We start from the raw sequence: 25,690 nt of genomic DNA on the forward strand, positions 1-25,690 counted from the left end.
TCAGGGTTTTACCGGAGACGCCGATGCTGTTCCAGTCACGCTCACACGAAGACGTGCACGATCACGGGCTCGCGATCGCGGGCTGGCATCAGGTCTACCGTCAGATGACGCCGGGCCGCTTCAAGGGCACCGTCACGCAGGTGCTGTACGACGATTTCCACTTCTTCCGCGAGACGACCAACCGGCGTGTCGCGCAAACCGGGCTCGCGCCGATCGGGCGCACGTCGCTCGCGGTGCCGCTGTCCGTGCCGCTCGCGGGTACGTTCCAGGGGCAGCCCGTCGACGGCTATGCGCTGCTCGCGCTGCGCGCCGGCGAGGATTTCGAATTCCACACGCCGGAGGGGATGGGGCTCGTCGGGATCAGCGCGGCGTCCGACATGGTCGACGAGCTGTGCGAAGCCGAATTCGGCACGGCCGCCGCGCGCAAGCTGCGGCACGTGACGCGGCTGTCCGATGCGCAGGGCGTCGCGCTCGGCGTGCGGCTGTCGGCGCTGATCGACGATGCGCAGCGCAACCCGGGTTGCCTCGAATACGCGGCCACCCGCAAGATGTTTCGCGACGCGATGCTCGGCATGTTCCTCGATGCGCTGGAACACGGTATCGGCGTCGAGCGCCGCGACATCACGCACGCGACCTACAGCGATATCGTGAGCCGCTGCGAGAAGCATCTGCGCGAGCGGCCCGAGGAACCCGTCACCGTGCTCGAACTGTGCCGCGCGCTGCGCTGCAGCCGCCGCACGCTGCAAACGAGCTTTCAGCGCGTGGCCGACGTCACGCCGGTCGGCTACCTGCGCACGATCCGGCTGAACGCGGTGCGTCGCCTGTTGCGTACGACGCCGGTGCAGCAGCTCGGCGTGGGCGAGGCCGCCGCGAGCTGGGGTTTCACGCATCTCGGCTATTTCGCGCGCGAGTATCGCGACCTGTTCGGCGAGCTGCCGTCGCAAACCTTGCGTCCCGAATGACGCCTTCCCGCCGTGGCGGTGCCGCCGAGCGTCGTCATCTATCGCCCGTCCTCATCACCGTTTGCTGATTTGGGATAGAGGTCCGGAATTTTCGCTGGATAAAGTCCTGCCACTCGTATCGACAACACCATCGATTTGCACTGCGAACCGATGACCATAGAGGGGCGGGACATGAAGAACGGACGACGACTGACCGCAGCCGCGGCCATGCTGGCTTGCATGCATGCGGCGCACGCGCAGACTTCGGGGAGCGTGACGCTGTACGGCACCGTGGACACCGGCATCATCTACTCGACGAACCAGCAGTTCACGCGCGCCGACGGCAGCACGGGCGGCGGCCATGCGTGGCAGATGGGCGGCGGCAACCTCGTGCCGTCGCGCTTCGGCTTCCAGGGCGCCGAGCCGCTCGGCGGCGGCCTCGACGCGGTATTCACGCTCGAGCAGCAGTTCCTGTCCGCGAACGGGCAGGCGTTGCAGGGCGGCACCGCGTTCAGCCGGCAGGCATGGGTCGGGCTGCGCCAGGACGGCATCGGCACGCTCGGCCTCGGCCGGCAGTACGACTCGTACACCGACATGCTCGGCGCGTACGTGTCGAGCAACAACTGGGCGACGCCGTACGGCTCGCATCTCGGCGACGTCGACAACCTGAATGCCGCGTTCAACTTCAACAACGCGGTGAAGTTCACCAGCGCCGATTTCAACGGCCTCACGTTCGGCGGCACGTTCAGCTTCGGCGGGCAGGCCGGCGATTTTTCCGCGAAGCGCGGCTATGCGGTGGCCGCGACGTATACGCGTGCGCCGGTCGCGTTCTCGGTCGGCTACCTCGACCTGCACCAGCCGCTCGACGCGGCGCTCGGCGGCGCGAGCGGCTATATCGGTGATTTCGCGTGCAGCAACCCGGGCGCGATGTATTGCCTGCTGCAGGATGCTGGCTCGATGCGTGCGTTCGGGGCGGGCGGGTCGGTCACGTTCGGCGCGGCGACGGTCGCGCTGACCTACACGCATACGCGTCTCGGCGACAGCCGCTATTTCTCGACCGCCGCGCAGCCGCGCACGCAGGCGTTCACGTTCGACGTCGGCGAGCTGAACGTCACGTACATGTTCACGCCGGCGCTGCAAGGCGGCGTCGCGTACATTTTCAACGCCGCGCATACGGACGGGCGCGGCACGACGCGCTTCCATCAGGTGAACGTCGGCACGAACTACAGCCTGTCGAAGCGCACCGCGCTGTATGCGGTCGCGATCGGCCAGATCGCGAGCGGCACGGGGCTCGGCACCGACGCGGACGGCAACGCGGCGAACTACGCGCAGATTCCGGTGCTCGCGAACAGCAACTCGAGCCGGCAACTGGCGGTGATGGCCGGGATTCGTGTGAACTTTTGACGCTGGATGCGGGGGGCGGCACGTCGGTCGCGTGCCGCCGCGCTGCCTTCACGCGTAGGGTCCGGGGCCGGTCGAGTGATGGAAAGCGAGGCTTGAAAAAAATCGCCCGTATGCTTAACTGAACGGGCCCGGATGGACGGAATGCGGGCGTCAGGTTGCCCGGCTTGCGGGTTGCCACAATACCTTCACGGTCTGCGTGAACAATGGCGACGCTTCACGCGACCCGACGTGTCGCCGGCGTTGCACACGTGTGCAACGCATGACCGTTCCGCTCCATACGCCGATCGAGAGAGACCACATGACCCTGCTGAGTCGCCTGCGCGCGCTGTCCGCCGCCGTTGCGCTATCCGTTGCCGCCACGCACGCCTTCGCGGCGGATCTCGTCATCGCGGGCCGCGACGACATCTACGGCAAGGGGCTCGCCGACGCCGTCGCCGGCTTCACCAAGCTGCACCCGGGCACCGACATCGAGCTGCTCAAGCTGCCGAACGCGAACCTGTACCAGAAGCTCAAGCTGTCGATGCGCGAAGGCACCGGCGCGTACGACCTCGTGATGATGGACGACACGTGGGCGCCCGAATTCATCGGCAACGGCTGGCTGAAGCCGCTGCCGGCATCGCTGGCCGACGCCGATCTCGTGCCGTCCACCGTCGCGCTCGGCCGCAACGCAGCGGGCGCGCTGTACGCGCTGCCGATCGTCGGCAACGTCGAGATGTTCGCGTACCGCAAGGACCTGCTCGCGAAGTACAAGCTGCAACCGCCGCGCAACTGGGACGACGTGCTGAAGATCGCGCAGACCGTCGGCGGCGCGGACAAGAGCGTGTCGGGCGTCGTGTTCCGCGGCACGAAGGGCAACCCGGTCGTCACGGGCTTCCTGCCGATCCTGTGGGCATACGGCGGCGACGTGTTCGACCGTGCCGGCAACGTGACGATCGATTCGCGCGAAGCGCAGGCCGCGCTGAAGACGTTCCTCGCGCTGAAGGCGTTCGCGCCGAAGGACGTCGACGTGTACGGCGCGGCCGAAGTGCGCGACGCGCTGCAACGCGGCACGGCCGCGCAGTCGATCGAGGTGTGGCCCGCCTGGGTGCCGGCGCTCGACGACGCGAAGCAGTCGCGCGTGGTCGGGCAGATCGCGCTGCAGCCGCCGCCGGGGCAGACCGCGGGCCCGGCGCCGATGCTCGGCATCTGGCAGATGGGCATTCCGAAGGACGCGCCGCACGCGAAGCTCGCGCAGGACTTCCTCGCTTACCTGAGCGCGCGCGATACGCAGACGCGCCTCGCCGGCATCGGCATTCCGCCGACCCGCCGCAGCGTCTTCAACGATCCGGCGCTGGTGCGCCAGTACCGCTGGTATCCGGATCAGTTGAAGGCGCTCGAAGCCGGCCGTGCGCGGCCGCGCGTGAACGACTGGCAGCAGGTCGAGAGCATTCTCGGCGATCAGTTGCAGCTCGCGCTGACGGGGCAGGCCGCGCCCGACGCCGCGCTGCGCCAGGCGCAGCAGAAGATCGCGCAGGCAACGGCCGCGGCCGGCAAGTGACGGCTCACGTCGATCCGCAGGCCGGAGCTCGCGCATGAAGGCGTTCGGTCGCAGCCTGCCGTTCGTCGCGCTGCTCGGGCCCGCGCTGCTGGTGCTCGCCGCGCTCGCGCTGTATCCGGTCGCGCAGGTGCTGATCGACTCGTTCTGCCGGGTCGATTATTCGGCCGGCCGCCGCGCGTTCGCGGGGCTCGCGAACTATCGCGCGGTGCTCGGCGACGATGCGTTTGCAGCCGGCTTCGGCAACACGCTGCGCTTCACGATCGTCGCGTCGCTCGCCGAAGTCGCGCTCGGCTTCGGCCTCGCGCTGCTGTTCGTTCGCGCGTTTCCGGGCCGGCGCATCGCGCTGCCGCTCGCGATCCTGCCGATGATGCTGTCCACGCTCGTATGCTCGGCGATCTGGCGCAACTGGCTGAACTTCGACGGCTTCCTGAACGCGCTGCTCGCGGCGTTCGGCGTCGAAGGCGTGCGCTGGCTGTCCGATCCGCATCTCGCGCTGTGGTCGCTCGCGCTCGTCGACGTGTGGCAGTGGACGCCGATGGCGTTCCTGATCGTGCTCGCCGGGCTGCAATCGATCCCGCAGGAGCTGTACGAAGCCGCGCGCACCGATGGCGCGAGCGAGTGGCAGTGCCTGCGCGACATCACGTTGCCGCTCGCGGCGCCGCAGATCGGCCTCGCGCTGCTGCTGCGCTCGATCGACACGTTCAAGCTGTTCGACAAGGTCTATGCGCTGACGGGCGGCGGCCCCGGCAATGCGACGCAGACGTTGTCGACCTATATCTACGACACGGGCTTCCGCTTCTTCAACGTCGGGCCGGCGAGCGCCGCGTCGGTGCTGATGCTCGCGGCGTCCGCGCTGCTGGTCTCGGGGTACGTATGGCAGACGGTTCGCAAGCGGCGCGCATGACGGCGCGATCGGCGGGCATCCCGCGCGCACGAGCGAGTGCCGCATTCGGTCACGCGATGCCGTGGACGCTGCGCGTCGTCGCGCTCGCGCTGTTGCTGCTGCCGTGCCTGTGGATGGCGGGCGCGGCGTTCATGCCGACGCTCGAACGCCTCGATCATCCGTTGCGGATCTGGCCGGCCGCGCCGACCTTCGAGCATTTTGCGTCGGTGTGGTCGAACGGCATCGGTGCGCCGCTGTTCAATTCGCTGCTGGTCGGCTTCGGCACGACGCTGCTCGCGCTGGCGCTCGCGTTTCCGGCCGCGTACGCGCTCGTGCGGCTGCGGTTTCCGGCGCGGCTCGACCTGCTGTTCCTGGTGCTCGTGCTGGCGTTGAAGCTGATGCCGCCGATCACGATCGCGGTGCCGCTGTTCGCGCTCGCGAAGCGGCTGCACCTGCTCGATTCGACGCTCGGCCTGATGCTCGCGTACCAGATCTACGCGTTGCCGATGGCGATCTGGATGCTGCTCGCGTTCGTGCGCGACGTGCCGATCGAATATGAGGAAGCGGCGTGCATCGACGGCGCGGGGCTCGCGCGGCGGCTCGTGCAGATCGTGCTGCCGCTGTGCGCGCCGGGGCTGATCGCGACAGCGATCTTCGTGTTCATCGCGGCGTGGAACGAATTCCTGATCGCGCTGCTGTTCGTGTCGATGCCGAGCCGTTTCACGCTGCCGCTCGCGATTGCCGGCTACGTGACGGAGAACGGCATCGACTGGGGCGACCTGATGAGCGCCGGGCTGATGGCGTCGCTGCCGACGCTGGCCGTGGCCGGCTATGTGCAGCGCTACCTGTTGCGCGGGTTCGCGGGCGGGCTGAAGTGACGCGCGGCGTGGCCGCGCCCGGTCCTGCATCGTCACGCGCAACTGTCGCGCACCACCTGCGTGACCGGCACGACGCGTGTGCGCGACGGGCCGTCGAACGTCTGCATCCGGTCGGCGAGCAGGTCGATCGCCGCGTGCGCGAGGCCGCGCGTGTCCTGCCGCAGCGTCGTCAGCCGATACGCATCGTATTCGGCGGCGGGGATGTCGTCGAAGCCGATCACGCGCAGGTCGTCCGGCACGCGCAAGCCGAATTCGCGGCGCGCCACGTCGATCACGCCGAGCGCGAGCAGGTCGGACGAGCAGAACACGCCGTCGGGCCGCTCGCCGGTCGCGAACAGGTGCCGCGCCGCATCGATCCCGCAGGCATGGGTGTCGGACGGCGTGTCGACCACGTGCACGAGCGCCGCATCGAACGCGTTGTGTGGCCCGAGCGCCTGCTCGAACGCCGCGGCGCGCGATCCCGCGCTGTAGCTCGTGGCGCGCGGCCCGACGAACGCGAGCCGGCGCGCGCCGGCCCGCACGAGCCGCTGCGCTGCGCAGGTGGCGCCCGCCGCGTTGTCGCTGACGACCACATCGGCGCCCGGCAGGTTCGCTTCGCGGTTGATCATCACGACCGGAATCCGGTGTTCGAGATACTGCTGCGCGACCGACAGCGGCGGCGACGCGGACGTCATCACGAGGCCCGCGATCCGGTAGCTGAGCAGTTGTTCGAGCGATTGCCGGACCTGGCGCGGATCTTCCGCATTGGTCACGAGCGGCGTGAGCGCGCGCTGCCCGAGCACGGCCATCAGGTCCGACAGCAGCCGCGCGCGGAACGGGTTCTCGAACCCGGCCGTCACGACGCCGATCATGCTGCTGCGCTGCGTGATCATGTCGCGCGCGATCAGGTTGACCTGGTAGCCCATCGCACGCGCGGCGGCCATCACGCGTTCGCGGGTTTGCGGCGCGATGCTTGCCGTCGGCGAGAACGCGCGCGACACTGCGGAGCGCGAGACGCCGGCCCGCGCCGCGACATCCGACGCCGTTACCCACGGTTTTCTTTCCTTGTCATTCATCGATTCATGATCCCTTCGCGCCACGATACGTGCATGCCGCCTGCCGACTGGATGTCGGCGCTCGACGACGCGCGGCCGCTGCATACGCTGACCCTACCGGGCAGCCATGACACCTGTGCGTATACGGTCGACGATTCGCTGGTGCGCACGCAGCATGCGCCGCTCGATGCGCAGCTCGCGCATGGCGTGCGGCTGTTGGACATCCGCTGCCGGCACGTGCGCGATGCGTTCGACATCCATCACGGCGGCATCGCGCTCGGCATGACGTTCGACGACGCGCTGGCCACCTGTACGCGCTTTCTCGATGCGCATCCGCGCGAATGCATCGTGATGTCGGTGAAGGACGAGTGGCCGGCGCACGCGTGCACGCGCGGTTTCGATGCGACGTTCGACGCGCATCGCGCGCGGCATCCGCGGCTGCGCTGGCATGCCGGCGGCACGCTGCCGACGCTCGGCGACGTGCGCGGCGCGATCGTGCTGCTGCGGCGCTTTCGCAGCAGCCGGCCGCTCGGCATCGACCTGACCGCGTGGCCCGACAACGCGACGTTTACGATCGACCATCCGGACGGCGCATTCGTGATCCAGGACGAATATCGCGTGCCGGTGGCCGCGTCGATCGGATGGAAGTGGCGTGCGATCGACGCGCTGCTGACGCATCTGCCGCTGCCGGACAGCGGCCGCTGGGCGATCAGTTTCTGCAGCGGCACGGGGATGGGCGCGAATCCGTCGGTGGTCGCACATGGCGATGGCCGCGTGCCGGGCATTCATGCGCGACTGGCCGAACGCTTGCGCGAGCAGCCCGGCCCGCACGGCGCGATGCTGCTCGATTTCTGCGATGACGATGATTGGGCGCTGGTGCGCGCGCTGATCGAATGCAACGGCTACACGCCGGAGCAGGGCGCCTGGCGCAAGGCGTTTCGCTGTTAGCGGGTGGAGCGTCGCCGGGGACTACCGCGTCGCGATCGCCACCGCCGCACCGGCCATCGCGGTCGCGCTCGTGCGGTTCGCGATCCGCTTCGCACGTGCCGACGTCAGGAAGGCGCGAGCGCGCGACGCGAGCAGCGACCAGAAGCAGTCGGCCAGGATCAGCACCGCGAGCATCGTGCCGACCAGTTCGGCCCACGCGCCGACGCCGACGTGCGTGAGGTCGACGATGGTCGGCAGCAGCGCGAGATAGAAGATCATGATTTTCGGATTGCCGAGCGTGACCAGCATCCCCGCGGCGAACATGCGCCACGGCGACTGGCCGCGCGGCAGGTCGTCCGCATCCGTGCCGGTGGGCGCGGTCCACATCTTCCACGCGAGGAACAGCAGGTACGCGACGCCGAGCAGCTTCAGCACGATCAGGCCGGTCGCGAACGTATGCGCGAACGCGGACAGCCCCGCGACCGCGAGCGTGAGCCACAGCGCTTCGCCGAGCCACATGGCCGCGAGGAACGGAAGCACGTCGCGCACGCCGTTCGTCAGCACGCGCGCGACGAGCGCGGCGACGCTCGGGCCGGGCGTGCCGGCGGTAAGGAGCAGCGCGAAGGCGAAGACGGCGAGTGCGGGCAACGTCATGACGGACCTCGTGGATCGGGCGTTCGAAACGACACGTATGAAGTTTCGATTATAGTGACGGCCGTTCCAGACTGCCTGCCTGAATTGCCGTCATGCCTGCATCGATCCTGATTCGCCCCGCCACGCGGGAAGACGCGGCCGCGATGGCCGCCGTGGAAGTCGCCGCCGCGCAGCGGTTTCGCGCAATCGGCATGGCCGACATCGCCGACGGCGAGCCGACCGATGCGGCTGCCGTGCTCGTGCGGATCGACGACGGCCGTGCGTATGTCGCGGTCGATTCGCAAGGCACGTGCGTCGGATTCGCGTTCTACCGGCTGCTCGATGCGCGGCGGCTGTATCTGGAGGAACTGGATGTCGCGCCGTCGCATGCCGGACAGCGGATCGGCGCGCGCCTGATCGAACAGGTGATGACGCGCGCGGCGCGGGAGCACGTCACGCAGGTCGTGCTGTCGACGTTCCGCGACGCGCCGTGGAATGCGCCGTACTACGCGCGCCTCGGCTTCCGGATCATCGACGATGCAGCGCTCGACGACACGCTGCGCGCGATCCGCGCGCACCACGTCGCGCTCGGTCTCGACGAAACGCGGCGCGTGTTCATGCGTGCCGACGTGCCCGCCTGAACCCGCGCCGTTCCACCGTCAGGCCGCGTCGCTCAGCGCCGGGTAGTCGGTGTAGCCCGTTTCGCCTTCCGCGTAGAACGTCTCCGGCACCGGCTTGTTGAGCGGCGCGCCGATTTCGAGGCGGCGCGGCAGGTCCGGGTTCGCGATGAACAGCTTGCCCCACGCGATCGCGTCGGCACTGCCGCTCGCGAGCGCGGCCTGCGCGGTGTCGAGCGTGAACTGCTCGTTCGCGATCAGCGGGCCGCCGAACGCTTCCTTCAGGCGCGGGCTCAAATGATCGCCCGAATACGATTCGCGCGTGAAGATGAACGCGATCTTGCGGCGGCCGAGTTCGCGCGCGACATAACCGAACGTTGCCGCCGGATCCGAATCGCCCATCGTATGCGCGTCGCCGCGCGGTGCGAGGTGCACGCCGACCCGGCCGGCGCCCCACACGTCGATCGCCGCGTCGACCACTTCGAGCAGCAGGCGCGCGCGATTCTCGATCGGGCCGCCGTACGCATCGGTGCGGCGATTGGTGCTGTCCTGCAGGAACTGGTCGAGCAGGTAGCCGTTCGCGCCGTGAATCTCGACGCCGTCGAAGCCCGCTGCCTTCGCGTTCTCGGCACCCTTGCGGTACGCGGCGACGATGCCCGGAATTTCGTCGAGTTCGAGTGCGCGCGGCGTCACGAACGGACGCGGCGGACGCACGAGGCTCACGTTGCCGCCCGCGGCGATCGCGCTCGGCGCGACCGGCAGGTCGCCGTTCAGGAACATCGGGTCGGAGATCCGGCCGACGTGCCAGAGTTGCAGCACGATGCGCCCGCCGGCCGCGTGCACGGCCTGCGTGATCTGCTTCCAGCCGTCGACCTGCTCGTCGGACCAGATGCCCGGCGTGTCGGCATAGCCGACGCCTTGCGGCGTGACCGACGTCGCTTCGGTGATGATCAGGCCGGCCGACGCGCGCTCGGCGTAGTAGCGCGCCATCAGCGCGTTCGGCACGCGCGCCGCGCCCGCACGGGAGCGGGTGAGCGGCGCCATCACGATGCGGTTCGGCAGGGTCAGGTCGCCGAGGGTAACGGGATCGAACAGCGTGGGCATGGCAGATAACCTCTTCACGAAAGGCGGGGAGCCGTCGCGTCATGTGCGATGGCGTCCCGCATGGCCGGTTCGGCCGTTGGCTAGAGTTCGCGGCGCAGGGCGTCGTGAAATGCGTCGATGACGGCCTCGTTGCGCTGGAAAAACGCCCACTGGCCGATCCGCGTCGACGTCACGAGCCCCGCGCGCTGCAGCGTCGCGAGGTGCGCGGAGACGGTCGACTGCGACAGCCCGCAGCGCGCGTCGATCTGGCCCGCGCAGACGCCGTGTTCGTACGGCAGCGTCTGCTGCGGGAAATGCTCGCCGGGCGTTTTCAGCCAGACGAGGATTTCCCGGCGCACGGGGTTCGAGAGCGCCTTCAGGATTGCGTCGATGTCGAGTTCGGTCGGCATGGAAAAGCTGGGTGTTTCGGTCAGGCAAGCGGTATCGTCGATGGGCGAATCTTATATCGTGTTTTGGCGATATGTTTGAAAGCACTGTTGGCAATGGGGTTGATAGGGAGTCGTAATCTCGGGGTCGGATGGGCCGCGACGCGAACCGCCGGTTTCAGGCCGTCTTGCCGGCAATCTCATACCGCCGCACGCGTAACATACGTGGCGTCGCGCTTTATTTACGGAGTCCTTTCATGTCCGTTCGGGCCGTCATATTCGATTTCGACCTGACGCTGGCGGATTCGTCCGCCGCGATCATTGAATGCACCGAGTACGCGCTGCATCAGCTCGGCGCCGCCGGCCCGACGCCCGCGCAGATCACCGCCGTGATCGGGCTGCCGTTGCCCGACATGTTCCGTTCGTTGACGGGAGACACCGAAGCGGTGCGGGCCGATGCGTTCGCGCGGCACTTCGTCGCGCGCGCCGACGAGATCATGGTGCCCGGCACCCGCATCTATCCCGAAGTGCCGCCCTTGCTCGCGGCGTTGCGCGAGCAAGGGCTTGCCGTCGCGATCGTGTCGTCGAAGTTTCGCTACCGGATCGAGGCGATTCTCGAGCGCAACGGTTTGCAATCGCTCGTTGACGTGCTGATTGGCGGGGAAGATGTGCAACGCCACAAGCCGGACCCGGAAGGGCTCGTGCAGGCGCTGGCGCGGCTGGGCTTGCCTGCGGCGGCGGCAATCTACGTCGGCGATCATGCGGTAGACGCACTGGCGGCCGAGCGTGCCGGCGTGCCATTCGTCGGCGCGGTGAGCGGCATGACGTCGTTCGATGCGTGGGCACGCGCCGGCAAGCCAGCGGTGCCGACACATATCGGCGAACTGGTCGGGATCGTGCAGCAGATGCAGCGTCACACGGGCGAAGCGTGTGCGGACGCCGAGCGCGGCGCGCAACCGGCCGGCTGACCCGTTTTCCGCAGCGGGCCGGCAGCGCGCGACGGATTCTGCGACCATCGCCGTTCAAGTCATATCCGCCATCCGAGCCGCCGCCATGTCCGTCATTTCCGTTGCTTTTGCCCGCATCCGACTCTCGCGTACGCTGCCGGCCGCTCGCGCCTTCTCATACGCCGTTCCGCTCGCGGTAGCCTGCGCCGCTGCCGGCATGCTGGGCGGTACGCAGCCGGCCGAAGCCGCCACGCCCACGCAGCGCGAACGTCTCGAAGCGCCGGTCAAGGCCGTCGCCGACCAGCGCGTGGCTGTCGACACGCCGCAGGGCAGCGCGGCGCTGCCCGTCTACGCGGACCATCCGCTCGACCAGCCCGCGCCCGACGTCACGCGCGTGTTCATCGTGATTCACGGCACGCTCCGTAACGCCGACGCGTACTACGCATCGGGTCGCAAGGTCGTCGAACAGGCCGGTGCGACCGGCGCGGGCACGATGGTCGTCGCGCCGCAATTCCTGACGCGCGCCGATGTGCGTGCGTTTTCGTTGCCTGCATCGACGCTCGCATGGACGCAGGAAGGATGGAAGGGCGGCGAACCGGCGCGCCAGCCGGGCCCGATCAGCTCGTTCGCGGCGCTCGACGCGTTGCTCGCGCATTTCGCCGACCGCAGCCTGTACCCGTCGTTGTCGACGGTCGTCGTGATCGGCCATTCCGCCGGCGCACAGTTGCTGCAGCGTTATGCGGTGGCCGGGCGCGAAGGCGACGCGCTCGCGCGTACCGGCATTGCGGTGCGCTACGTGGTCGCGAACCCGTCGAGCTACCTGTATTTCGACGACGAACGGCCGAATGCCGACGCGCTGGCCGGCGGTACGTGTCCGCGCGCGACGGAATGGAAGTACGGGTTGAAGTCGGCGCCGCCTTACGTGGCGTCGCAGGACGTGCGCGATCTCGAAACGCGCTACGTCGCGCGCCATGTCGTGTACCTGCTCGGCCAGGCCGACACGAATCCATATACGCACTTCATCGACCGTTCATGCGCGGCGATGGCGCAGGGGCCGTACCGGCTGGCGCGCGGGCTTGCCTATTTCGATTACCTGAAGAAGCGGCATCCCGACGATCTCGCGCAGCAGGTCGTCGAAGTGCCCGGTGTCGGGCATGACGGCCTCGGCATGTTCACGTCCGCGTGCGGGCTGGCCGTGCTGTTCGGGCAGGCGTTGCCGCAGTCGTGTCCGGTCGTCGCCGGCACCGCGCCGGACCTGCACGCAGCGGGGCAGTGAGCCCGCATGCAAGGCCCGCCCGCGACGAACATCGATCGACCAGAAAAATGCAGGAATCGTGGGCGGTTCCGTGTGCGTCGCGGGCGAAGGGGACGACGGCCACTGTAGGCGGCAGCCGCCCACCGTTCGCCCGCGCGTTGCGTGGCGGTCGCGTCATTCGACGGTGATCGTCTCCTTCATGTACGGATGAATCCCGCAGAACACCTTGTAGACGCCCGGCTTGTCGAAGCGGAACGCGTACGTCTCGTCCTGGTCGAGCGCCTTCGAATGAAAGATGCCGGCGTCGTTGACGACGGTATGCGGTTCCGCGTCGAGGTTCTTCCACGTAATCGTCGTGCCGGCCTTGATCGTGGTGGACATCGGCGAAAACATGAAATTGCGGATCGTCACGAGCGGGCCGTTCGGGCCCTGCGCGAATGCGGCGGGCGGCGTGCCGGCGGCGGCCCCGCACAGGAGCAGCGTCGCGACGAATCGAGATGGCTTGAAGCGGATCATGTCGGTCTCCTTATATTCATCAGGCGAGCGTCGCATCGTGCAGCGACGACGCAACGGGATGGCCGGCGAATTCGACGGTCGTCACGCCGAGCATCGACGGCAGCCGGTCGTGCGGCACCGTGAGCGGCACGGGGCCCGGCCCGTTGCCGGCCGTCGGCTGCGGGAACGCGGTCGAGCGGGCGGTATGGAACGTCACGTTGCCCTCGACCTTCGATACGATCTGATGGATGTGCCCGTTCAGCACGGTGACCGAGCCGAAGCGGCGCAGCAGCGCCATCGTCTGCGGCGCGTCGCCGGTGCCCCAGCCCCACGGTTCGTAGATGGTCCACATCGGCATGTGCGAAAACACGACGATCGGCGTGCTCGACGAGCGGCCCTTCAAATCCTGCGCGAGCCACGCGAGCTGCTCGTCGCCGAAGCTGCCGAGCCCGTTCGGTTTGAAGTGCATCACGTTGACGAGTGCGATGAAGTGCACGCCCGCGTGATCGAAGCTGTAATAGCCGCGGTTGTCCGACGCCTTGCCGAACCGGCCGAAATATTCGGCGCCCGACCCGTCGGTGACGTCATGCTCGCCGGGCACGGTGTGTAGTTCCGGCACGCGCAGCGCGGACAGCAGTTGCGACGCGTGATCGAATTCCTCCGCCTTGGACAGGTGCGTGATGTCGCCGGTATGGATCGCCAGCGCGGGCAGCGCGGGCATCCCGTTGACGAGGTCGATCGTCTGCTTCAGCGTGGCCGACACGTCGGGGTTCGCGTCCTTGTTGAAGCCGATGTGCGTATCGCTGATCTGCACGAACAGCGGCCGGCCCGCGTCGGCCGGGCGTGCGTCGCCAGTCTGCGCGAGCGCGAGGTCGAACGGCGTGAGGATGCCGCCCGACAGCGTGAACAGCGTGCCGAGCCCGCCGAAGGCCATGCATTGCAGAGCCTTGCGGCGCGACGGGCGGGTGGGGGTCGATGAAGACATGTAAGCCTCGCATTCGTGTGACGAAACCGGACGGCCGGATCGTCCTGGAATAAGCCGGCGCCTTCCCCTGCGATACCGGCGAAGCGGCGGATTTATTCCCGACCGTTGCGAAATCGAACTCCCGTGTCGGCGGCCGGCGGCGCGATGCGCGACTGCCGTCGGATGACCCGTCAATGTCCTGTAAGTGACACGTCACATTTGCGTCACAGCCGCCCGATAGCCTCCCACTCCGAATCCCCTCTCCGGAGCCCTTCATGCCGAACCTCGCGGCAACGGACACGGGCGGTGCGGTCGGCCACCGCACGCGCACCCTCGGCCTCGCGCTGTTTTTTCCGGTCATTGCCTGCGGCATCGTCCCGGTCGGCATTCATCGCGGCGCCGATCTCCGCCTCGTCAAGGAAGGTCCGGTGCTGCCGATCGCCCTGCACGGGCTGTCCTGATTCGCGCCGCGGCCGCGACGCCCGGCCGCGCGGCACGCGGCCGGACCCATCGATTTTCAATTCGACACAAGACACAAGACGCTACCGATGGATATCCGTTTCTTCGATCCGAATCGCACCGCCAACGCGTCCGCGTGGCGCGTGCTGCCCAACCGCTGGGACGCGGTCGCGTTTCCGCTGATCATCGGCATCCTCGCGATGGCGATCGTCGGTTTTCACCAGACGATGGCGCCGATCGGCGTGCTGCAGACGCAGAAGATCTCGCTCGATCCGTCGAACCTGCCTGAATACGCGCTGCGTACCACGCTGCGGATGCTCGCCGCGATGATCGCGTCGCTCGTGTTCACGCTCGTCTACGGCACGCTCGCCGCGAAGAGCCGCCGCGCGGGCATGGTGCTGATCCCGATCCTCGACATCCTGCAGTCGGTGCCGGTGCTCGGCTACATCTCGTTTACGGTCACGTTTTTCCTCGCGCTGTTTCCGGGCCGCGTGCTCGGTGCGGAGCTGGCCGCGATCTTCGCGATCTTCACGAGCCAGGCATGGAACATGACGTTCAGCTTCTATCAGTCGCTGCGCACGGTGCCGCGCGACCTGAGCGAAGTGTCGCGCGGCTTTCACCTGACGCCGTGGCAGCGTTTCTGGAAGCTCGAGGTGCCGTTCTCGATGCCGGGCCTGATCTGGAACATGATGATGTCGATGTCGGGCGGCTGGTTCTTCGTCGTCGCGTCGGAAGCGATCACCGTCGGCAACCAGACGATCACGTTGCCGGGCATCGGCGCGTATCTCGCGCAGGCGATCTCGGACAAGAATCTCGGCGCGGTCGGCTGGGTGATCGTCGCGATGTCGGTCGTGATCCTCGCCTACGACCAGTTCCTGTTCCGTCCGCTCGTCGCGTGGGCCGACAAGTTCCGGATGGAGAACACCGCGTCGGGCGATGCGCCGCAATCGTGGCTGCTCGACATGATGCGCCGCACGCACCTGATCCATCAGTTGCTCGTGCCGGCCGGCTGGCTGCTGTCACAGGCCGCGCGGATTCCGCTGCGCGTGCCGTCGCTGACGGGCACGCGCGTGCGCGGCGCATCGGCGCGCCGTTCGTCGCGCATCGGCGACATCGTGTGGGCCGCGTTCGTGATCCTGCTGACGGCGTACGTCGCATGGCGCGTCGTCAGTTTCGTCGCGACCGGCGTGACGATGGTCGAGGTCGGCCACGTGCTCGTGCTCGGGCTCATCACGCTGCTGCGCGTGCTGGTGCTGATCGCGATCGCATCGGTGATCTGGGTGCCGCTCGGCGTGCTGATCGGGCTGCGCCCGAAGCTGGCCGAGAAGATCCAGCCGCTCGCGCAGTTTCTCGCCGCGTTCCCGGCGAACCTGCTGTTCCCGGTGTTCGTGATCGTGATCGTCCACTTCCACCTGAACGCGGACATCTGGCTGTCGCCGCTGATCGTGCTCGGCACGCAGTGGTACATCCTGTTCAACGTGATCGCCGGCGCGATGTCCTATCCGAACGATTACAAGGAAGCGACGAAGAATTTCCGCATCCGCGGCTGGCAGTGGTGGCGCCAGGCGATCCTGCCCGGCATCTTCCCGTACTACGTGACCGGCGCGATCACCGCATCGGGCGGCGCGTGGAACGCGAGCATCGTGTCGGAGTTCGTGCAGTGGGGCGACACGAAGGTCGTCGCGCACGGCCTCGGCGCGTATATCGCGCAAACGACCGCCGCCGGGGATTTCCCGAAGATCATCCTGGGCATCGCCGTGATGTCCCTGTTCGTTACCTTGTTCAACCGCCTGCTGTGGCGTCCGATGTACGCCTATGCGGAATCCCGGCTCCGTCTCGATTGAGAGTAAGCGCGATGCAAAATTCGACCGTTATCAACGCCCCCGTCAAGACGTCCCAGCCGCTGCAGCCGCCGCGGCTCGGCGAAGAAATCCTGCGCGTCGAGCACGTGAACCGCGGCTTCAACAAGTCGCAGGGCGAACTGCTCGTGCTCGACGATGCGAACCTGTCGCTGCGCGAAGGCGAGATCGTCGGCCTGCTCGGCCGCTCGGGCTCCGGCAAATCCACGTTGTTACGCATCATCGCCGGCCTGATCGAGCCGACCGGCGGCGAGGTGACCTACCTCGGCAAGCCGCTGCGCGGCCCGGCCGAGGGCGTTGCGATGGTGTTCCAGACTTTCGCGCTGTTCCCGTGGCTCACCGTGCTGCAGAACGTGGAAGCCGGATTGGAGGCGCTCGGCGTCGGCGCGCGCGAGCGGCGCGAACGCGCGCTGGCCGCGATCGACCTGATCGGTCTCGACGGTTTCGAGAACGCGTATCCGCGCGAGCTGTCGGGCGGGATGCGCCAGCGCGTCGGTTTTGCACGCGCACTGGTCGTCGATCCGACCATTCTGCTGATGGACGAGCCGTTCTCCGCACTCGACGTGCTGACCGCCGAAACGCTGCGTACCGATCTGCTGGATCTGTGGACACAGGGCCGGATGCCGATCAAGTCGGTGCTGATCGTCACGCACAACATCGAGGAAGCGGTGTTCATGTGCGACCGGATTCTCGTGCTGTCGTCGAACCCGGGCCGCGTGATCGCCGAGATCAAGGTGCCGTTCAAGCACCCGCGCAACCGGCTCGACACCGATTTCCGCAAGCTCGTCGACGACATCTACGCGAAGATGACCGCGCGTCAGACCGGCGAAGCGACGAAGAAGGGGCTGGAGCTCGGTAGCTGGATGCCGCGCGTGTCGACCAACCTGATGGCCGGCTTGATAGAGACGCTCGCGATGGCGCCGTACCACGGTCGTGCGGACATGCCGGAAATCGCGCGTTCGCTGCATCTGGAAGTCGACGAACTGTTTCCGATCGCGGAAGTGCTGCAGCACCTCGGCTTCGCGGACGTGCGCGAAGGCGACGTGTTCCTGACGCCGCCCGCGCGCGTGTTCGCGGAATTCGGCACACAGGAACGCAAGCTGATGTTCGCGGATCACTTGCTGAAACATGTGCCGCTCGCTGCCCGGATCCGGAAGGTGCTGAACGAGCGTCCGGGTCATCGCGCGCCGCGTGTGCGTTTCGAGCAGGAGCTGGAGGATTTCCTGTCCGACGAAGCGGCGGAGGAAACGCTCGATGCGGTGATCGACTGGGGGCGGTACGGGGAGGTCTTTTCGTACAACGACAAGACGGAAGTGTTCAGTCTGGAGGATGTCGAGAGCTGACACCCACGCCCGAATGGCGACCCGTCGTCATTCGGGCAAATCGCGCTGGTTGGTATCCCACTCGATCCCGCCCGCATTGAGCTGCTCGATCTTCTCCATCCGCTGCCGCGCCAGTTCCGGCAGCCGGTTCGTCACGCCGATCACCAGCGCTTCGGCGAGCGCCAGCGCGGGCACGTTGGTCTGCAGCATCGCGAAAGGCCGGCCCTGGATGCGCAGCACGATTTCCGCGAATTCGCCGATCGGCGAGCGCCATTCGTCGGTGATCAGCAGGATCCGCGCGCCGAGCCGGTGCGCGGCCTGCGCGAAGCGGATGCTGTCCTTCTGGTAGCGGCGAAAGTCGAAGATCACGAGCACGTCGTCGCGCCCCATGTCGGCCAGCGCGACGGACGAGAGATTCACGTTCGGCTCGACGTACTGCACGTGCGGCCGCGTATAGGCCAGCGTGAACGAGAACAGCGACGCGAGCGGCGCCGTATAGCGCCCGCCGCCGCAGAAAACGCGCACGTCCGCATCGGACAGCACCGCCACCGCGGCGTCGAACGCGGCCGCGTCGAGCCCTTCGATCGTGGTCGCGAGCGATTCGGACAGCCGCTGGAAAATCGCCGCATGGCTGTCGCGCATGCCCGTTTCCGAGTGGAACGCATCCAGCCGCGCGAGCGGCGAATTCATCGCGGTGTCGATCTCGTCGTGCAGCGCCTGCTGGAACGACGAGTAGTTCGGAAAGCCGATCCGGACGACGAAGCGGAACACGGTCGGGTCGCTGACTTCCGCCTGCTTCGCAAACTGCGCGATCGGGCCCAGCCCGAGACTGGGGTAGCGATCCAGCAATGCCTGCGCGACCTTCTGTTCCGACGGCGTGAAGCTATCCATCTGGGATAACAGCAACGCCCTGATGCTCGTCCCCATCGGCACTCCGGCTCTCTATCTGAATTGAATGAATTGAACGACCCACGGCAGACGTGCGTCTGCCGGCAACTGCACGCATGTTAGCCGATCGACGTGCGGCCAGCCGCGTCCGGTCTGAAATTAGAGGGACGTATCGTCACATCGGCGAATACGTTCATATGTGTAATGAAACAAACATACACCCACGGGCGCACCTCGACAAATTCGCTTTAAGTTCAGTGATTACCCTAGGTTTTGGCGTAAAAAAGCGGGTGTTATGATCGCGGCCTCGCTGGAATGTATCGTTTATTACATGCCGAATGGGCGGCATCGATACGCAGTCGCGCGCCGATGCAGTGCGGCACGGCCCGGTTTACTTGTCTGGAGGATTCCGTCATGAGGCGGCTCGTAGTACTCACCCTGTTGTCGGCGATCAGCGTGTGCGCGTTCGCCGCGTCGGACCCGGCGGTCGAAGCGAAGAACGGCATGGTCGTGTCGTCGCAGCACTTCGCGTCGCAGATCGGCGTCGACATCCTGAAGGCGGGCGGCAACGCGGTGGACGCGGCGGTGGCCGTCGGCTATGCGCAGGCCGTGACCAACTCGTGCTGCGGCAACATCGGCGGCGGCGGCTTCATGACGATCCACCTGGCCGACGGTCGCGACCGCTTCATCAATTTCCGCGAGACCGCGCCGGCCGCGGCGTCCGCGAACATGTATCTCGATGCGTCGGGCAACGTCATTCCGGACCAGAGCCTGTACGGCTATCGCGCGGTCGGCGTGCCGGGCACGGTGGCCGGTCTCGATCTCGCGCAGCGCAAGTACGGGAAGCTGACGCGCCAGCAGGTGATGGCGCCGGCGATCCGGCTCGCGCGCGACGGCTTCGTGCTGACGCGCGGCGATACCGACATCCTCGACACGACGGTCGAGCGCTTCAGGAAGGATCCGGAAGCCGCGCGCATCTTCCTGCGCCCGGACGGCTCGGCGCTGCAGCCGGGCGACCGCCTGGTGCAGAAGGATCTGGCGCGCACGCTCGAGCGCATCGCGGAGCAGGGGCCCGACGCGTTCTATCACGGCGAGATCCCGAAGATCGTCGAGGCGGCGGCCAAGCGCGGCGGCGGCGTGATCACGGCGGCCGATTTCGCGTCCTATCGCGCGCAGGACATGGCGCCGCTGACCTGCACGTATCGCGGCTACGAGTTCGTGTCGGCGCCGCCGCCCAGCTCGGGCGGCGTGACGATGTGCGAGACGCTGAACATCCTCGAAGGGTATGACCTGCGCAAGCTCGGCTACCACTCGGCCGCGGCGGTCCACTACATGACCGAAGCGATGCGCCACGCGTACGAAGACCGCAACATGCTGCTCGGCGATCCGGACTTCATCGACAACCCGATCGCGAAGCTCACGAGCAAGGAATACGCGGCGCAGATCCGCAAGAGCATCCATGCCGATACGGCGACGCCGTCGGTCGACGTGCAGCCGGGCGTCGGCGTGCACGAGAAGCCGGAAACGACGCATTACTCGATCGTCGATCACGACGGCAATGCGGTGTCGACGACCTATACGGTCAACGGCCGCTTCGGCGCGGTGGTCATCGCGCCGGGCACGGGTTTCTTCCTGAACGACGAGATGGACGACTTCACCGTGAAGGTCGGTGCGCAGAACCTGTTCGGCCTCGTGCAGGGCACGCGCAACTCGATCGCGCCGGCCAAGCGCCCGCTGTCGTCGATGGCGCCGACCATCGTGAAGAAGGACGGCAAGGTGTTCATGGTGGTGGGCTCGCCGGGCGGCTCGCGCATCATCACGATCACGCTGCAGACCGTGCTGAACGTGATCGACTACGGGATGACGCCGCAGGATGCGGTCGCCGCGCCGCGCATCCATCACCAGTGGCTGCCCGACGCGGTCTATTACGAGACCTACGGCCTGTCGCCCGACACGCTCGCGATCCTGCGCAACATGGGCTACAAGATGGTCGAGCAGACGCCGTGGGGCGCCGCCGAGCTGATCATGGTCGGCCTGCCGGGCACCGAAGCGGCGAGCCGCCAGAGTTCCGGGAACGATTCGTCCGTGTCCGGCAACGTGCGTGTCGGCTTCATCTACGGCTACAACGACCCGCGCCGTCCGGCCGGTTCGGCGATCGGCTACTGACCCGATCGTTTCATGCTGAATCGCTGCCGCCGGCGTTCGCGTTGCCGCGAATGCCGGTGCGGCGGCAGCGCGTCCGGCGGTGGACATCCGCCAGCCTGAGCGGCCGCGCGCCTTTTTCCGTCAACTCCATCGCCATGCGGCGAATTCCTCATGAACAAACGAATGTCCGCGGCAGGCTGGATCCTGCTCGCGATGGCAGCCGGCATCCTGACCGGCTACCTGATCTACACGCAGCTTCCGGACAAGCAGTCAGCCGCGGAAATCGCCGGCTACATCTCGCTCGTGTCCGACGTGTTCCTGCGGCTGATCAAGATGGTGATCGGCCCGCTGGTGTTCTCGACGCTGGTCGTCGGCATCGCGCACATGGGCGATGCGTCGTCGGTCGGGCGCGTGTTCGTGAAGGCGCTCGGCTGGTTCGTCACCGCGTCGCTGATCTCGCTGCTGCTCGGCCTGCTGATGGCGAACCTGCTGCGGCCCGGCGAGAACCTCGGCCTGCCGCTGCCGGACATCGGCGCGTCCGCGCATCTCGCGACGTCCAAGTTCACGCTGAAGGATTTCGTCGGCCACATGGTGCCGAAGTCGATCGCCGAGGCGATGGCGAACAACGAGATCCTGCAGATCGTCGTGTTCTCGATGTTCTTCGGCGTCGCGCTGGCGGCGCTCGGCGAGCGCGGCAAGATCCTCGTCGCCGCGATCGACCAGCTCGCGCACGTGATGCTGAAGATCACCGGCTACGTGATGAAGCTCGCGCCGCTCGCGGTGATGGCCGCGATGGCGTCGACCGTCGCGGTCAACGGGTTGTCGATCCTGCTGAAGTTCGCGGTGTTCATGGGCGACTTCTACGTGAGCCTCGTGCTGCTGTGGGCCACGCTCGTCGCGGCCGGGCTGCTGTTCCTCGGCCGCCGCGTGTTCAAGCTGCTCGTGCTGATCAAGGAAGCGTTCATGCTGTCGTTCGCGACGGCCAGCTCCGAAGCCGCGTATCCGAAGATCCTCGACGCGCTCGACCGCTTCGGCGTGAAGCGCAAGATCTCGAGCTTCGTGATGCCGATGGGTTATTCGTTCAACCTCGACGGCTCGATGATGTACTGCACGTTCGCGTCGCTGTTCATCGCGCAGGCGTACAACATCCACTTGTCGCTCGGCACGCAGATCACGATGCTGCTGATCCTGATGCTGACGTCGAAGGGGATGGCCGGCGTGCCGCGCGCATCGCTCGTCGTGATCGCGGCGACGCTGCACCAGTTCGACATCCCGGAAGCCGGGCTGCTGCTGATTCTCGGTGTCGACACGTTCCTCGACATGGGCCGCTCGGCCACCAACGCGGTGGGCAACTCGATCGCGAGCGCGGTGGTCGCGAAGTGGGAAGGCGCGCTGATGTCGGAGTCCGAAGCGAATGCGCATGCCGCGCATCTCGATGCCGAACTCGAACGGCAGAGCCGCGAGCCGGCCTATGGCGCCGGTCAGACCACGTCGACCTGACGCTCAGGCCGCCAGCGCGTCGTCGATGCACGTCGCGAGCACCATCGCGGCGGCGTTGCCGGGCGTCGAGCCGAGCAGTTGCGGCGCATAGACGCTGTCGCCGATCTCGATCGATCGACCCGACAGCGCGCACACGCCGCGCTTGCGCGTCGTGAACAGGCGCCACTTCTGGTAGCCGTAGTGGCCGGTGCACGCGTCGCACCACGAAATCATCACGGTGTCGGCCGTGGGCCGTTCGAGCACGCTGATGGTCGGCTTGCTCGTCGCGTCCCACGACGGCAGCCGGTCGCGCGTGACGCTGCGCCGCCGCGGCCCGCCCCACGAGACGGACGGCATGTCGAAGCTGCCGATGGCGGCGACGGTCATGAGCCAGGGCGCTACACGATTGTTCATGTTTCTGTTCCTCGAAACGTTACGCGGTGCCGCGACGCGCGGCATCACGACAGGCGGATGCGCGGCTGCACCCAGCCGTTGATCCGTTCGGCGATCCACAGCAAGGTCGCCTTGGAGAAACCGTGCAGCGCCTGCTGGTGCCGCCGGTAGAGCATCAGGTGGCTGAATTGCGCGAAGCGCCCCTGGATGAAGCCGCCGCGGAAGAACCCGAACTGCCCGAGCGTGCCGAACGCGTCGTAATCGCTGATCGACACCAGCGCGCCGAAATCGTGGAACGCGAACGGCGGCAGCGGCGTGCCGTCCAGCCATGCGGGCAGGTGCTTCGCGAGGTGCTCGGCCTGCTGCGTCGCGACCTGCGCGGTCGGCGGCAGCGGCCGTTCCTGGCCGTCGAGCTGCAGGCTCGCGCAATCGCCGATCGCGAACACGTGCTCGTCGCCGGTGGCCTGCAGCGTCGCGCCGACGACGATCTGGTTCGCGCGGTTCGTGTCGAGCCCGCCCAGCCCCTGCATGAAATCGGGCGCCTTCACGCCGGCCGCCCAGACCATCAGGTCCGCTTCGGCGAACGAGCCGTCGCCGTAGTGGAAGCCGTTCGCGTCGGCCGACGTGACGCGCGTCGACGTCAGCACGCGAAAACCGATCTGTTCGAGCCGCCGCTGGGCCGACGCGGAAATCCGCGGCGGAAACGCATTGAGGATGCGCGGGCCGCTTTCGAGCAGCGTGAGCTGCAGCCGCTCGCGCACCGTTTCGTCACCGTACGCCTGCGCCACTTCCAGCAAACGGCTCAGCTCCGCCGCGAGTTCCACGCCCGTCGCGCCCGCGCCGACGATCGCGACGCGAAACGGCTCGTCGCGCGCGATGCTGCGGAACACGCGCATCCGCAACGCTTCGTTGAAGGTCTCCGCCTGCTGCTGGCTGTCGATGAAGTAGCAGTGCTCGCGCACGCCGGGCACGCCGAAATCGTTGGCCTGGCTGCCGAGCGCGAGGATCAGCACGTCGTATTCGAGTTCGCGTGCGTCAACCACGACGTCGCCGTCCTGCGAGCGGATTTCGCCGAGCTGCACGCGGCGGCGTGCGCGATCGAGCCCCTTCACTTCGCCGGGCTGGTACGTGTAGCCGTGGTCGCGGGCGTGGGCGAGGAAGATCACCTGCTGCTGCTGGACGTCGCGCGTGCCGGCCGCGATCGTGTGCAGCATCGGCTTCCAGATGTGCGTCGGACTGCGATCGACGACCGTGATCTGCGCGCGCCCGGACCGGCCGAGACGCTCGCCCAGACGGGTCGCGAGCTGCAGCCCGGCGATCCCGCCGCCGACGATGACGATGCGTGTAGGGGTTGTCATGGATAAATCATCACGTGATGAATAAGGTATGATCCTAGCGCTTTCCGGCTCCGCGTGTCAACGGAGCGGGGCAGGCCGCCCGACGACGGTAGGTAATTCAGGGACCGGACACGGGCATTCGAATCGTTCAAGGAGCAGGAAAAACGTGGCAGAAGTCACTGAGCGCGCGCCGTCGAAGCGGCGTACGCGCGGACGGCCGCTGGCGGAGGCGTCCGTCGGTCCGGACGTGATATTGCGGGCCGCGCGCCGCACGTTCGCGAAGCGCGGCTACGACGCGACGAGCGTGCGCGAAGTCGCGCGCGAGCTGGGCGTCGACGCGGCGCTGATCGCCCATCACTTCGGTACGAAGGAAACGTTGTGGCTGGCGGTCGTCGAGCAGATCGTCGAGCTGGCCGAACCGATGTTCGACGCGCTGCGTGCGTTGCGCACGTCGCCGCTGCCGCATCGCGAGCGCGTGCGGCGCGCGCTCGCGCTGTGTGTCGATCACGAATTCGCGGAGCCGGACATCGGCATGTTCTTCTCGACGGCGGCAACCGAGGAGGGCGCGCGGCTCGACCGGCTGCAGGAGCGGATCGTGCGCCCGTATCACGACGCGATGTTTCCGCTGCTGGCGGACGCGGTCGAGGCCGGCGCGATCCGTCCGGTCGACCCGAACGTGCTGTTCTTCATGATCGCGAGCGCGATCGGCACGACGGTGTCGTACAGCCACATGATGCTGGAATACACGTCGCTGCCGACGCGGCCGGAGGCGTTCCGCGAGGCCGTGCTCGGCGTCGTGTTCAGCATCCTGAGCGTCTGAGCGCCGCGCGCGCTCACGTCGCCGCAACCAGCCCCAGTTCGCGCACCGCGTTCCGCGCGGTGTCGCGCAGCGCATCGACGAGCGGCGACGGCGTGCGGTATGCGATCGCCAGTTCGTACGCGAGCGGGCTGCCCGCCTCCTTCAGTTCGCAGAACGTAATGCCTTGCGGCCGCATCGGCACGAACAGGCGCGGCATCAGCGCGACGCCGATGCCGCCCGCAACGAGCCCGGCCGTCGTCTGCATCTGGCGCGGCTGCTGGACCACGCGCGGCGCGAAGCCCGCCTGCGCGCACGCGGTCACGATCAGCGCGTGCATGCCGGGCCCGTGATGCGCGGCAAACATGACCCAGGGTTCGTCTGCCAGCTCGGCCAGCGCAATGCGACGGCGGCGCGCGAGCCGGTGGCCGTCGGGCAGCGCGGCCACCATCCGGTCGCGCAGCAGCGGCTCGACCTGCACGTCGCCGGCATCGGCCACCGGCAGCACGACGAGGCCGACGTCCGTGCGGTCCTGACGGAGCGCGAGCACCTGCTCGGCGGTCGTGCCTTCTTCCAGCTGGAAATCGACGTCGGGATGCCGTTCCTGGAACGCGCGCAGGATCAGCGGCAACAGCGCATTCACCGTGCTGTCGACGAAGCGCAGCCGCAGCGTGCCGCCGAGGCCGGCGCCCGCGCGGCGCGCCACGGCTACCGCGCGCTCGGCCTGTTCGAGCGCGCGCCGCGCTTCGAGCAGGAACGCTTCGCCCGCTGGCGTGAGCCGCGCGCCGCGGTTGTCGCGTTCCAGCAGGACGACGCCCAGTTCGTCCTCGAGCTTGCGGATCGCCGCGCTGAGCGGCGGTTGAGCCATGTGCAGCCGCTCGGCCGCGCGCCGGAAGCTGAGCGTTTCGGCCACCGCGATGAATTGCCGGAACTGGCGCAGATCGATCATGCGATACCTTTTCCATATCAAGCCGTCATTGGATTCGTATTTTACCTATCGCTGGGCGTTGTCCACACTGCAAACGTCA

The 25,690-nt window shown here is 67.5% G+C and carries 26 protein-coding genes; 15 read left to right on the forward strand and 11 right to left on the reverse strand.

Features of this window, described 5'->3' with window-relative positions; genetic code table 11:
- Window positions 1-23: 23 nt before the first annotated feature.
- From HWX14_RS10675 to HWX14_RS10695, 5 genes are all read left to right on the forward strand, one after another.
- Window positions 24-962: a helix-turn-helix domain-containing protein gene (locus tag HWX14_RS10675; RefSeq protein WP_175882688.1), complete on the forward strand. Its 939-nt coding sequence runs from the start codon at window positions 24-26 to the stop codon at window positions 960-962.
- A 171-nt stretch (window positions 963-1,133) separates the two neighbouring features.
- A complete protein-coding gene (locus HWX14_RS10680) occupies window positions 1,134-2,345 on the forward strand; it encodes a porin (RefSeq protein ID WP_175882689.1) in 1,212 nt (403 codons plus the stop codon).
- Window positions 2,346-2,643: 298 nt separating this feature from the next.
- Window positions 2,644-3,882: an ABC transporter substrate-binding protein gene (locus HWX14_RS10685; protein WP_175882690.1), complete on the forward strand. Its 1,239-nt coding sequence runs from the start codon at window positions 2,644-2,646 to the stop codon at window positions 3,880-3,882.
- A gap of 34 nt (window positions 3,883-3,916) precedes the next feature.
- Complete coding sequence (locus HWX14_RS10690) at window positions 3,917-4,786, forward strand: sugar ABC transporter permease (protein WP_175882691.1); 870 nt, start codon at window positions 3,917-3,919, stop codon at window positions 4,784-4,786.
- Complete coding sequence (locus HWX14_RS10695) at window positions 4,783-5,643, forward strand: carbohydrate ABC transporter permease (RefSeq protein ID WP_175882692.1); 861 nt, start codon at window positions 4,783-4,785, stop codon at window positions 5,641-5,643. Before HWX14_RS10690 ends, HWX14_RS10695 begins: the two co-directional genes overlap by 4 nt.
- Window positions 5,644-5,675: 32 nt before the next feature.
- Here HWX14_RS10695 and HWX14_RS10700 read toward each other — a convergent pair whose 3' ends face one another.
- Window positions 5,676-6,698 (reverse strand): LacI family DNA-binding transcriptional regulator, encoded by a 1,023-nt coding sequence (locus HWX14_RS10700; RefSeq protein WP_175882693.1) that lies wholly within the window; start codon window positions 6,696-6,698, stop codon window positions 5,676-5,678.
- 6 nt (window positions 6,699-6,704) lie between these two features.
- Between HWX14_RS10700 and HWX14_RS10705 the strand changes: the two genes are divergently transcribed.
- The gene (locus HWX14_RS10705) at window positions 6,705-7,625 is read left to right on the forward strand and encodes a phosphatidylinositol-specific phospholipase C (protein ID WP_175882694.1); all 921 of its coding nucleotides are present in this window, start codon (window positions 6,705-6,707) and stop codon (window positions 7,623-7,625) included.
- A gap of 21 nt (window positions 7,626-7,646) precedes the next feature.
- On the opposite strand, the gene HWX14_RS10710 is transcribed toward HWX14_RS10705, so the two are convergent.
- Window positions 7,647-8,258, reverse strand: a complete 612-nt coding sequence (locus HWX14_RS10710) for a LysE family translocator (protein WP_175882695.1) — start codon at window positions 8,256-8,258, stop codon at window positions 7,647-7,649.
- 92 nt (window positions 8,259-8,350) lie between these two features.
- Here HWX14_RS10710 and HWX14_RS10715 point away from each other — a divergent pair, with 92 nt between their 5' ends.
- Window positions 8,351-8,878, forward strand: a complete 528-nt coding sequence (locus tag HWX14_RS10715) for a GNAT family N-acetyltransferase (protein WP_175882696.1) — start codon at window positions 8,351-8,353, stop codon at window positions 8,876-8,878.
- Between the two features lie 18 nt (window positions 8,879-8,896).
- Here the strand turns inward: HWX14_RS10715 and HWX14_RS10720 are convergent, their stop codons facing one another.
- Window positions 8,897-9,958 (reverse strand): alkene reductase, encoded by a 1,062-nt coding sequence (locus HWX14_RS10720; protein ID WP_175882697.1) that lies wholly within the window; start codon window positions 9,956-9,958, stop codon window positions 8,897-8,899.
- An 80-nt stretch (window positions 9,959-10,038) separates the two neighbouring features.
- Window positions 10,039-10,347, reverse strand: coding sequence for a helix-turn-helix transcriptional regulator (locus HWX14_RS10725; RefSeq protein WP_006496873.1), 309 nt, complete (start codon window positions 10,345-10,347; stop codon window positions 10,039-10,041).
- A gap of 233 nt (window positions 10,348-10,580) precedes the next feature.
- On the opposite strand from HWX14_RS10725, the gene HWX14_RS10730 reads away from it, so the two are divergent.
- Both HWX14_RS10730 and HWX14_RS10735 read left to right on the forward strand, forming a co-directional pair.
- Window positions 10,581-11,291, forward strand: a complete 711-nt coding sequence (locus HWX14_RS10730; RefSeq protein WP_175882698.1) for an HAD-IA family hydrolase — start codon at window positions 10,581-10,583, stop codon at window positions 11,289-11,291.
- A gap of 85 nt (window positions 11,292-11,376) precedes the next feature.
- Complete coding sequence (locus HWX14_RS10735) at window positions 11,377-12,546, forward strand: alpha/beta hydrolase (protein ID WP_175882699.1); 1,170 nt, start codon at window positions 11,377-11,379, stop codon at window positions 12,544-12,546.
- A gap of 153 nt (window positions 12,547-12,699) precedes the next feature.
- Here the strand turns inward: HWX14_RS10735 and HWX14_RS10740 are convergent, their stop codons facing one another.
- Window positions 12,700-13,041 (reverse strand): cupredoxin family copper-binding protein, encoded by a 342-nt coding sequence (locus HWX14_RS10740; protein WP_027807167.1) that lies wholly within the window; start codon window positions 13,039-13,041, stop codon window positions 12,700-12,702.
- Between the two features lie 19 nt (window positions 13,042-13,060).
- Entirely contained in the window at window positions 13,061-14,005 is a 945-nt protein-coding gene (locus tag HWX14_RS10745; protein WP_175882700.1) for a metallophosphoesterase, read from the reverse strand.
- Window positions 14,006-14,259: 254 nt separating this feature from the next.
- Here HWX14_RS10745 and HWX14_RS10750 point away from each other — a divergent pair, with 254 nt between their 5' ends.
- The 3 genes from HWX14_RS10750 (at window position 14,260) to HWX14_RS10760 (ending at window position 17,645) form a co-directional block, all read left to right on the forward strand.
- Complete coding sequence (locus tag HWX14_RS10750) at window positions 14,260-14,445, forward strand: phosphate transporter (RefSeq protein ID WP_175882701.1); 186 nt, start codon at window positions 14,260-14,262, stop codon at window positions 14,443-14,445.
- 87 nt (window positions 14,446-14,532) lie between these two features.
- Window positions 14,533-16,287: an ABC transporter permease subunit gene (locus HWX14_RS10755; protein WP_175882702.1), complete on the forward strand. Its 1,755-nt coding sequence runs from the start codon at window positions 14,533-14,535 to the stop codon at window positions 16,285-16,287.
- 11 nt (window positions 16,288-16,298) lie between these two features.
- A complete protein-coding gene (locus HWX14_RS10760; protein ID WP_175882703.1) occupies window positions 16,299-17,645 on the forward strand; it encodes a nitrate/sulfonate/bicarbonate ABC transporter ATP-binding protein in 1,347 nt (448 codons plus the stop codon).
- A gap of 27 nt (window positions 17,646-17,672) precedes the next feature.
- Here HWX14_RS10760 and HWX14_RS10765 read toward each other — a convergent pair whose 3' ends face one another.
- Window positions 17,673-18,551, reverse strand: a complete 879-nt coding sequence (locus HWX14_RS10765) for a MurR/RpiR family transcriptional regulator (protein ID WP_175882704.1) — start codon at window positions 18,549-18,551, stop codon at window positions 17,673-17,675.
- A 375-nt stretch (window positions 18,552-18,926) separates the two neighbouring features.
- On the opposite strand from HWX14_RS10765, the gene ggt reads away from it, so the two are divergent.
- A complete protein-coding gene (gene ggt / locus HWX14_RS10770; protein WP_175882705.1) occupies window positions 18,927-20,678 on the forward strand; it encodes a gamma-glutamyltransferase in 1,752 nt (583 codons plus the stop codon).
- Between the two features lie 10 nt (window positions 20,679-20,688).
- Here the strand turns inward: ggt and HWX14_RS36735 are convergent, their stop codons facing one another.
- A complete protein-coding gene (locus tag HWX14_RS36735) occupies window positions 20,689-20,814 on the reverse strand; it encodes a hypothetical protein (RefSeq protein WP_279611807.1) in 126 nt (41 codons plus the stop codon).
- Window positions 20,815-20,828: 14 nt separating this feature from the next.
- Between HWX14_RS36735 and HWX14_RS10775 the strand changes: the two genes are divergently transcribed.
- Entirely contained in the window at window positions 20,829-22,157 is a 1,329-nt protein-coding gene (locus HWX14_RS10775; RefSeq protein WP_175882706.1) for a dicarboxylate/amino acid:cation symporter, read from the forward strand.
- 3 nt (window positions 22,158-22,160) lie between these two features.
- Here HWX14_RS10775 and HWX14_RS10780 read toward each other — a convergent pair whose 3' ends face one another.
- Window positions 22,161-22,550 (reverse strand): DUF3331 domain-containing protein, encoded by a 390-nt coding sequence (locus HWX14_RS10780; RefSeq protein ID WP_175882707.1) that lies wholly within the window; start codon window positions 22,548-22,550, stop codon window positions 22,161-22,163.
- Window positions 22,551-22,594: 44 nt separating this feature from the next.
- The gene (locus HWX14_RS10785) at window positions 22,595-23,887 is read right to left on the reverse strand and encodes an NAD(P)/FAD-dependent oxidoreductase (protein WP_175882708.1); all 1,293 of its coding nucleotides are present in this window, start codon (window positions 23,885-23,887) and stop codon (window positions 22,595-22,597) included.
- 145 nt (window positions 23,888-24,032) lie between these two features.
- On the opposite strand from HWX14_RS10785, the gene HWX14_RS10790 reads away from it, so the two are divergent.
- On the forward strand, window positions 24,033-24,686 hold the full coding sequence (locus tag HWX14_RS10790; protein WP_175882709.1) for a TetR/AcrR family transcriptional regulator: 654 nt from the start codon (window positions 24,033-24,035) through the stop codon (window positions 24,684-24,686).
- Between the two features lie 13 nt (window positions 24,687-24,699).
- Here HWX14_RS10790 and HWX14_RS10795 read toward each other — a convergent pair whose 3' ends face one another.
- Window positions 24,700-25,611 (reverse strand): LysR family transcriptional regulator, encoded by a 912-nt coding sequence (locus HWX14_RS10795; protein ID WP_175882710.1) that lies wholly within the window; start codon window positions 25,609-25,611, stop codon window positions 24,700-24,702.
- Window positions 25,612-25,690 lie beyond the last annotated feature (79 nt).

Source organism: Burkholderia sp. BCC0044, from assembly GCF_902832955.1.
Taxonomy (GTDB): Bacteria; Pseudomonadota; Gammaproteobacteria; order Burkholderiales; family Burkholderiaceae; genus Burkholderia.

Excerpts from the sequence above, each read along its gene's own strand:
- HWX14_RS10725 (WP_006496873.1), bottom strand. The coding sequence starts at position 10,347 with ATGCCGACCGAACTCGACATCGACGCAATCCTGAAGGCGCTCTCGAAC.
- HWX14_RS10715 (WP_175882696.1), top strand. The coding sequence starts at position 8,351 with ATGCCTGCATCGATCCTGATTCGCCCCGCCACGCGGGAAGACGCGGCC.
- HWX14_RS10785 (WP_175882708.1), bottom strand. The coding sequence starts at position 23,887 with ATGACAACCCCTACACGCATCGTCATCGTCGGCGGCGGGATCGCCGGG.
- HWX14_RS10705 (WP_175882694.1), top strand. The coding sequence starts at position 6,705 with ATGATCCCTTCGCGCCACGATACGTGCATGCCGCCTGCCGACTGGATG.
- HWX14_RS10680 (WP_175882689.1), top strand. The coding sequence starts at position 1,134 with ATGAAGAACGGACGACGACTGACCGCAGCCGCGGCCATGCTGGCTTGC.
- HWX14_RS10675 (WP_175882688.1), top strand. The coding sequence starts at position 24 with ATGCTGTTCCAGTCACGCTCACACGAAGACGTGCACGATCACGGGCTC.
- HWX14_RS10685 (WP_175882690.1), top strand. The coding sequence starts at position 2,644 with ATGACCCTGCTGAGTCGCCTGCGCGCGCTGTCCGCCGCCGTTGCGCTA.
- HWX14_RS10750 (WP_175882701.1), top strand. The coding sequence starts at position 14,260 with ATGCCGAACCTCGCGGCAACGGACACGGGCGGTGCGGTCGGCCACCGC.
- HWX14_RS10710 (WP_175882695.1), bottom strand. The coding sequence starts at position 8,258 with ATGACGTTGCCCGCACTCGCCGTCTTCGCCTTCGCGCTGCTCCTTACC.
- HWX14_RS10745 (WP_175882700.1), bottom strand. The coding sequence starts at position 14,005 with ATGTCTTCATCGACCCCCACCCGCCCGTCGCGCCGCAAGGCTCTGCAA.
- HWX14_RS10695 (WP_175882692.1), top strand. The coding sequence starts at position 4,783 with ATGACGGCGCGATCGGCGGGCATCCCGCGCGCACGAGCGAGTGCCGCA.
- ggt (WP_175882705.1), top strand. The coding sequence starts at position 18,927 with ATGAGGCGGCTCGTAGTACTCACCCTGTTGTCGGCGATCAGCGTGTGC.
- HWX14_RS10795 (WP_175882710.1), bottom strand. The coding sequence starts at position 25,611 with ATGATCGATCTGCGCCAGTTCCGGCAATTCATCGCGGTGGCCGAAACG.
- HWX14_RS10740 (WP_027807167.1), bottom strand. The coding sequence starts at position 13,041 with ATGATCCGCTTCAAGCCATCTCGATTCGTCGCGACGCTGCTCCTGTGC.
- HWX14_RS10700 (WP_175882693.1), bottom strand. The coding sequence starts at position 6,698 with ATGAATGACAAGGAAAGAAAACCGTGGGTAACGGCGTCGGATGTCGCG.
- HWX14_RS10690 (WP_175882691.1), top strand. The coding sequence starts at position 3,917 with ATGAAGGCGTTCGGTCGCAGCCTGCCGTTCGTCGCGCTGCTCGGGCCC.
- HWX14_RS10765 (WP_175882704.1), bottom strand. The coding sequence starts at position 18,551 with ATGGGGACGAGCATCAGGGCGTTGCTGTTATCCCAGATGGATAGCTTC.
- HWX14_RS10780 (WP_175882707.1), bottom strand. The coding sequence starts at position 22,550 with ATGAACAATCGTGTAGCGCCCTGGCTCATGACCGTCGCCGCCATCGGC.
- HWX14_RS10775 (WP_175882706.1), top strand. The coding sequence starts at position 20,829 with ATGAACAAACGAATGTCCGCGGCAGGCTGGATCCTGCTCGCGATGGCA.
- HWX14_RS10755 (WP_175882702.1), top strand. The coding sequence starts at position 14,533 with ATGGATATCCGTTTCTTCGATCCGAATCGCACCGCCAACGCGTCCGCG.
- HWX14_RS10730 (WP_175882698.1), top strand. The coding sequence starts at position 10,581 with ATGTCCGTTCGGGCCGTCATATTCGATTTCGACCTGACGCTGGCGGAT.
- HWX14_RS10760 (WP_175882703.1), top strand. The coding sequence starts at position 16,299 with ATGCAAAATTCGACCGTTATCAACGCCCCCGTCAAGACGTCCCAGCCG.
- HWX14_RS36735 (WP_279611807.1), bottom strand. The coding sequence starts at position 20,814 with ATGGCGATGGAGTTGACGGAAAAAGGCGCGCGGCCGCTCAGGCTGGCG.
- HWX14_RS10720 (WP_175882697.1), bottom strand. The coding sequence starts at position 9,958 with ATGCCCACGCTGTTCGATCCCGTTACCCTCGGCGACCTGACCCTGCCG.
- HWX14_RS10735 (WP_175882699.1), top strand. The coding sequence starts at position 11,377 with ATGTCCGTCATTTCCGTTGCTTTTGCCCGCATCCGACTCTCGCGTACG.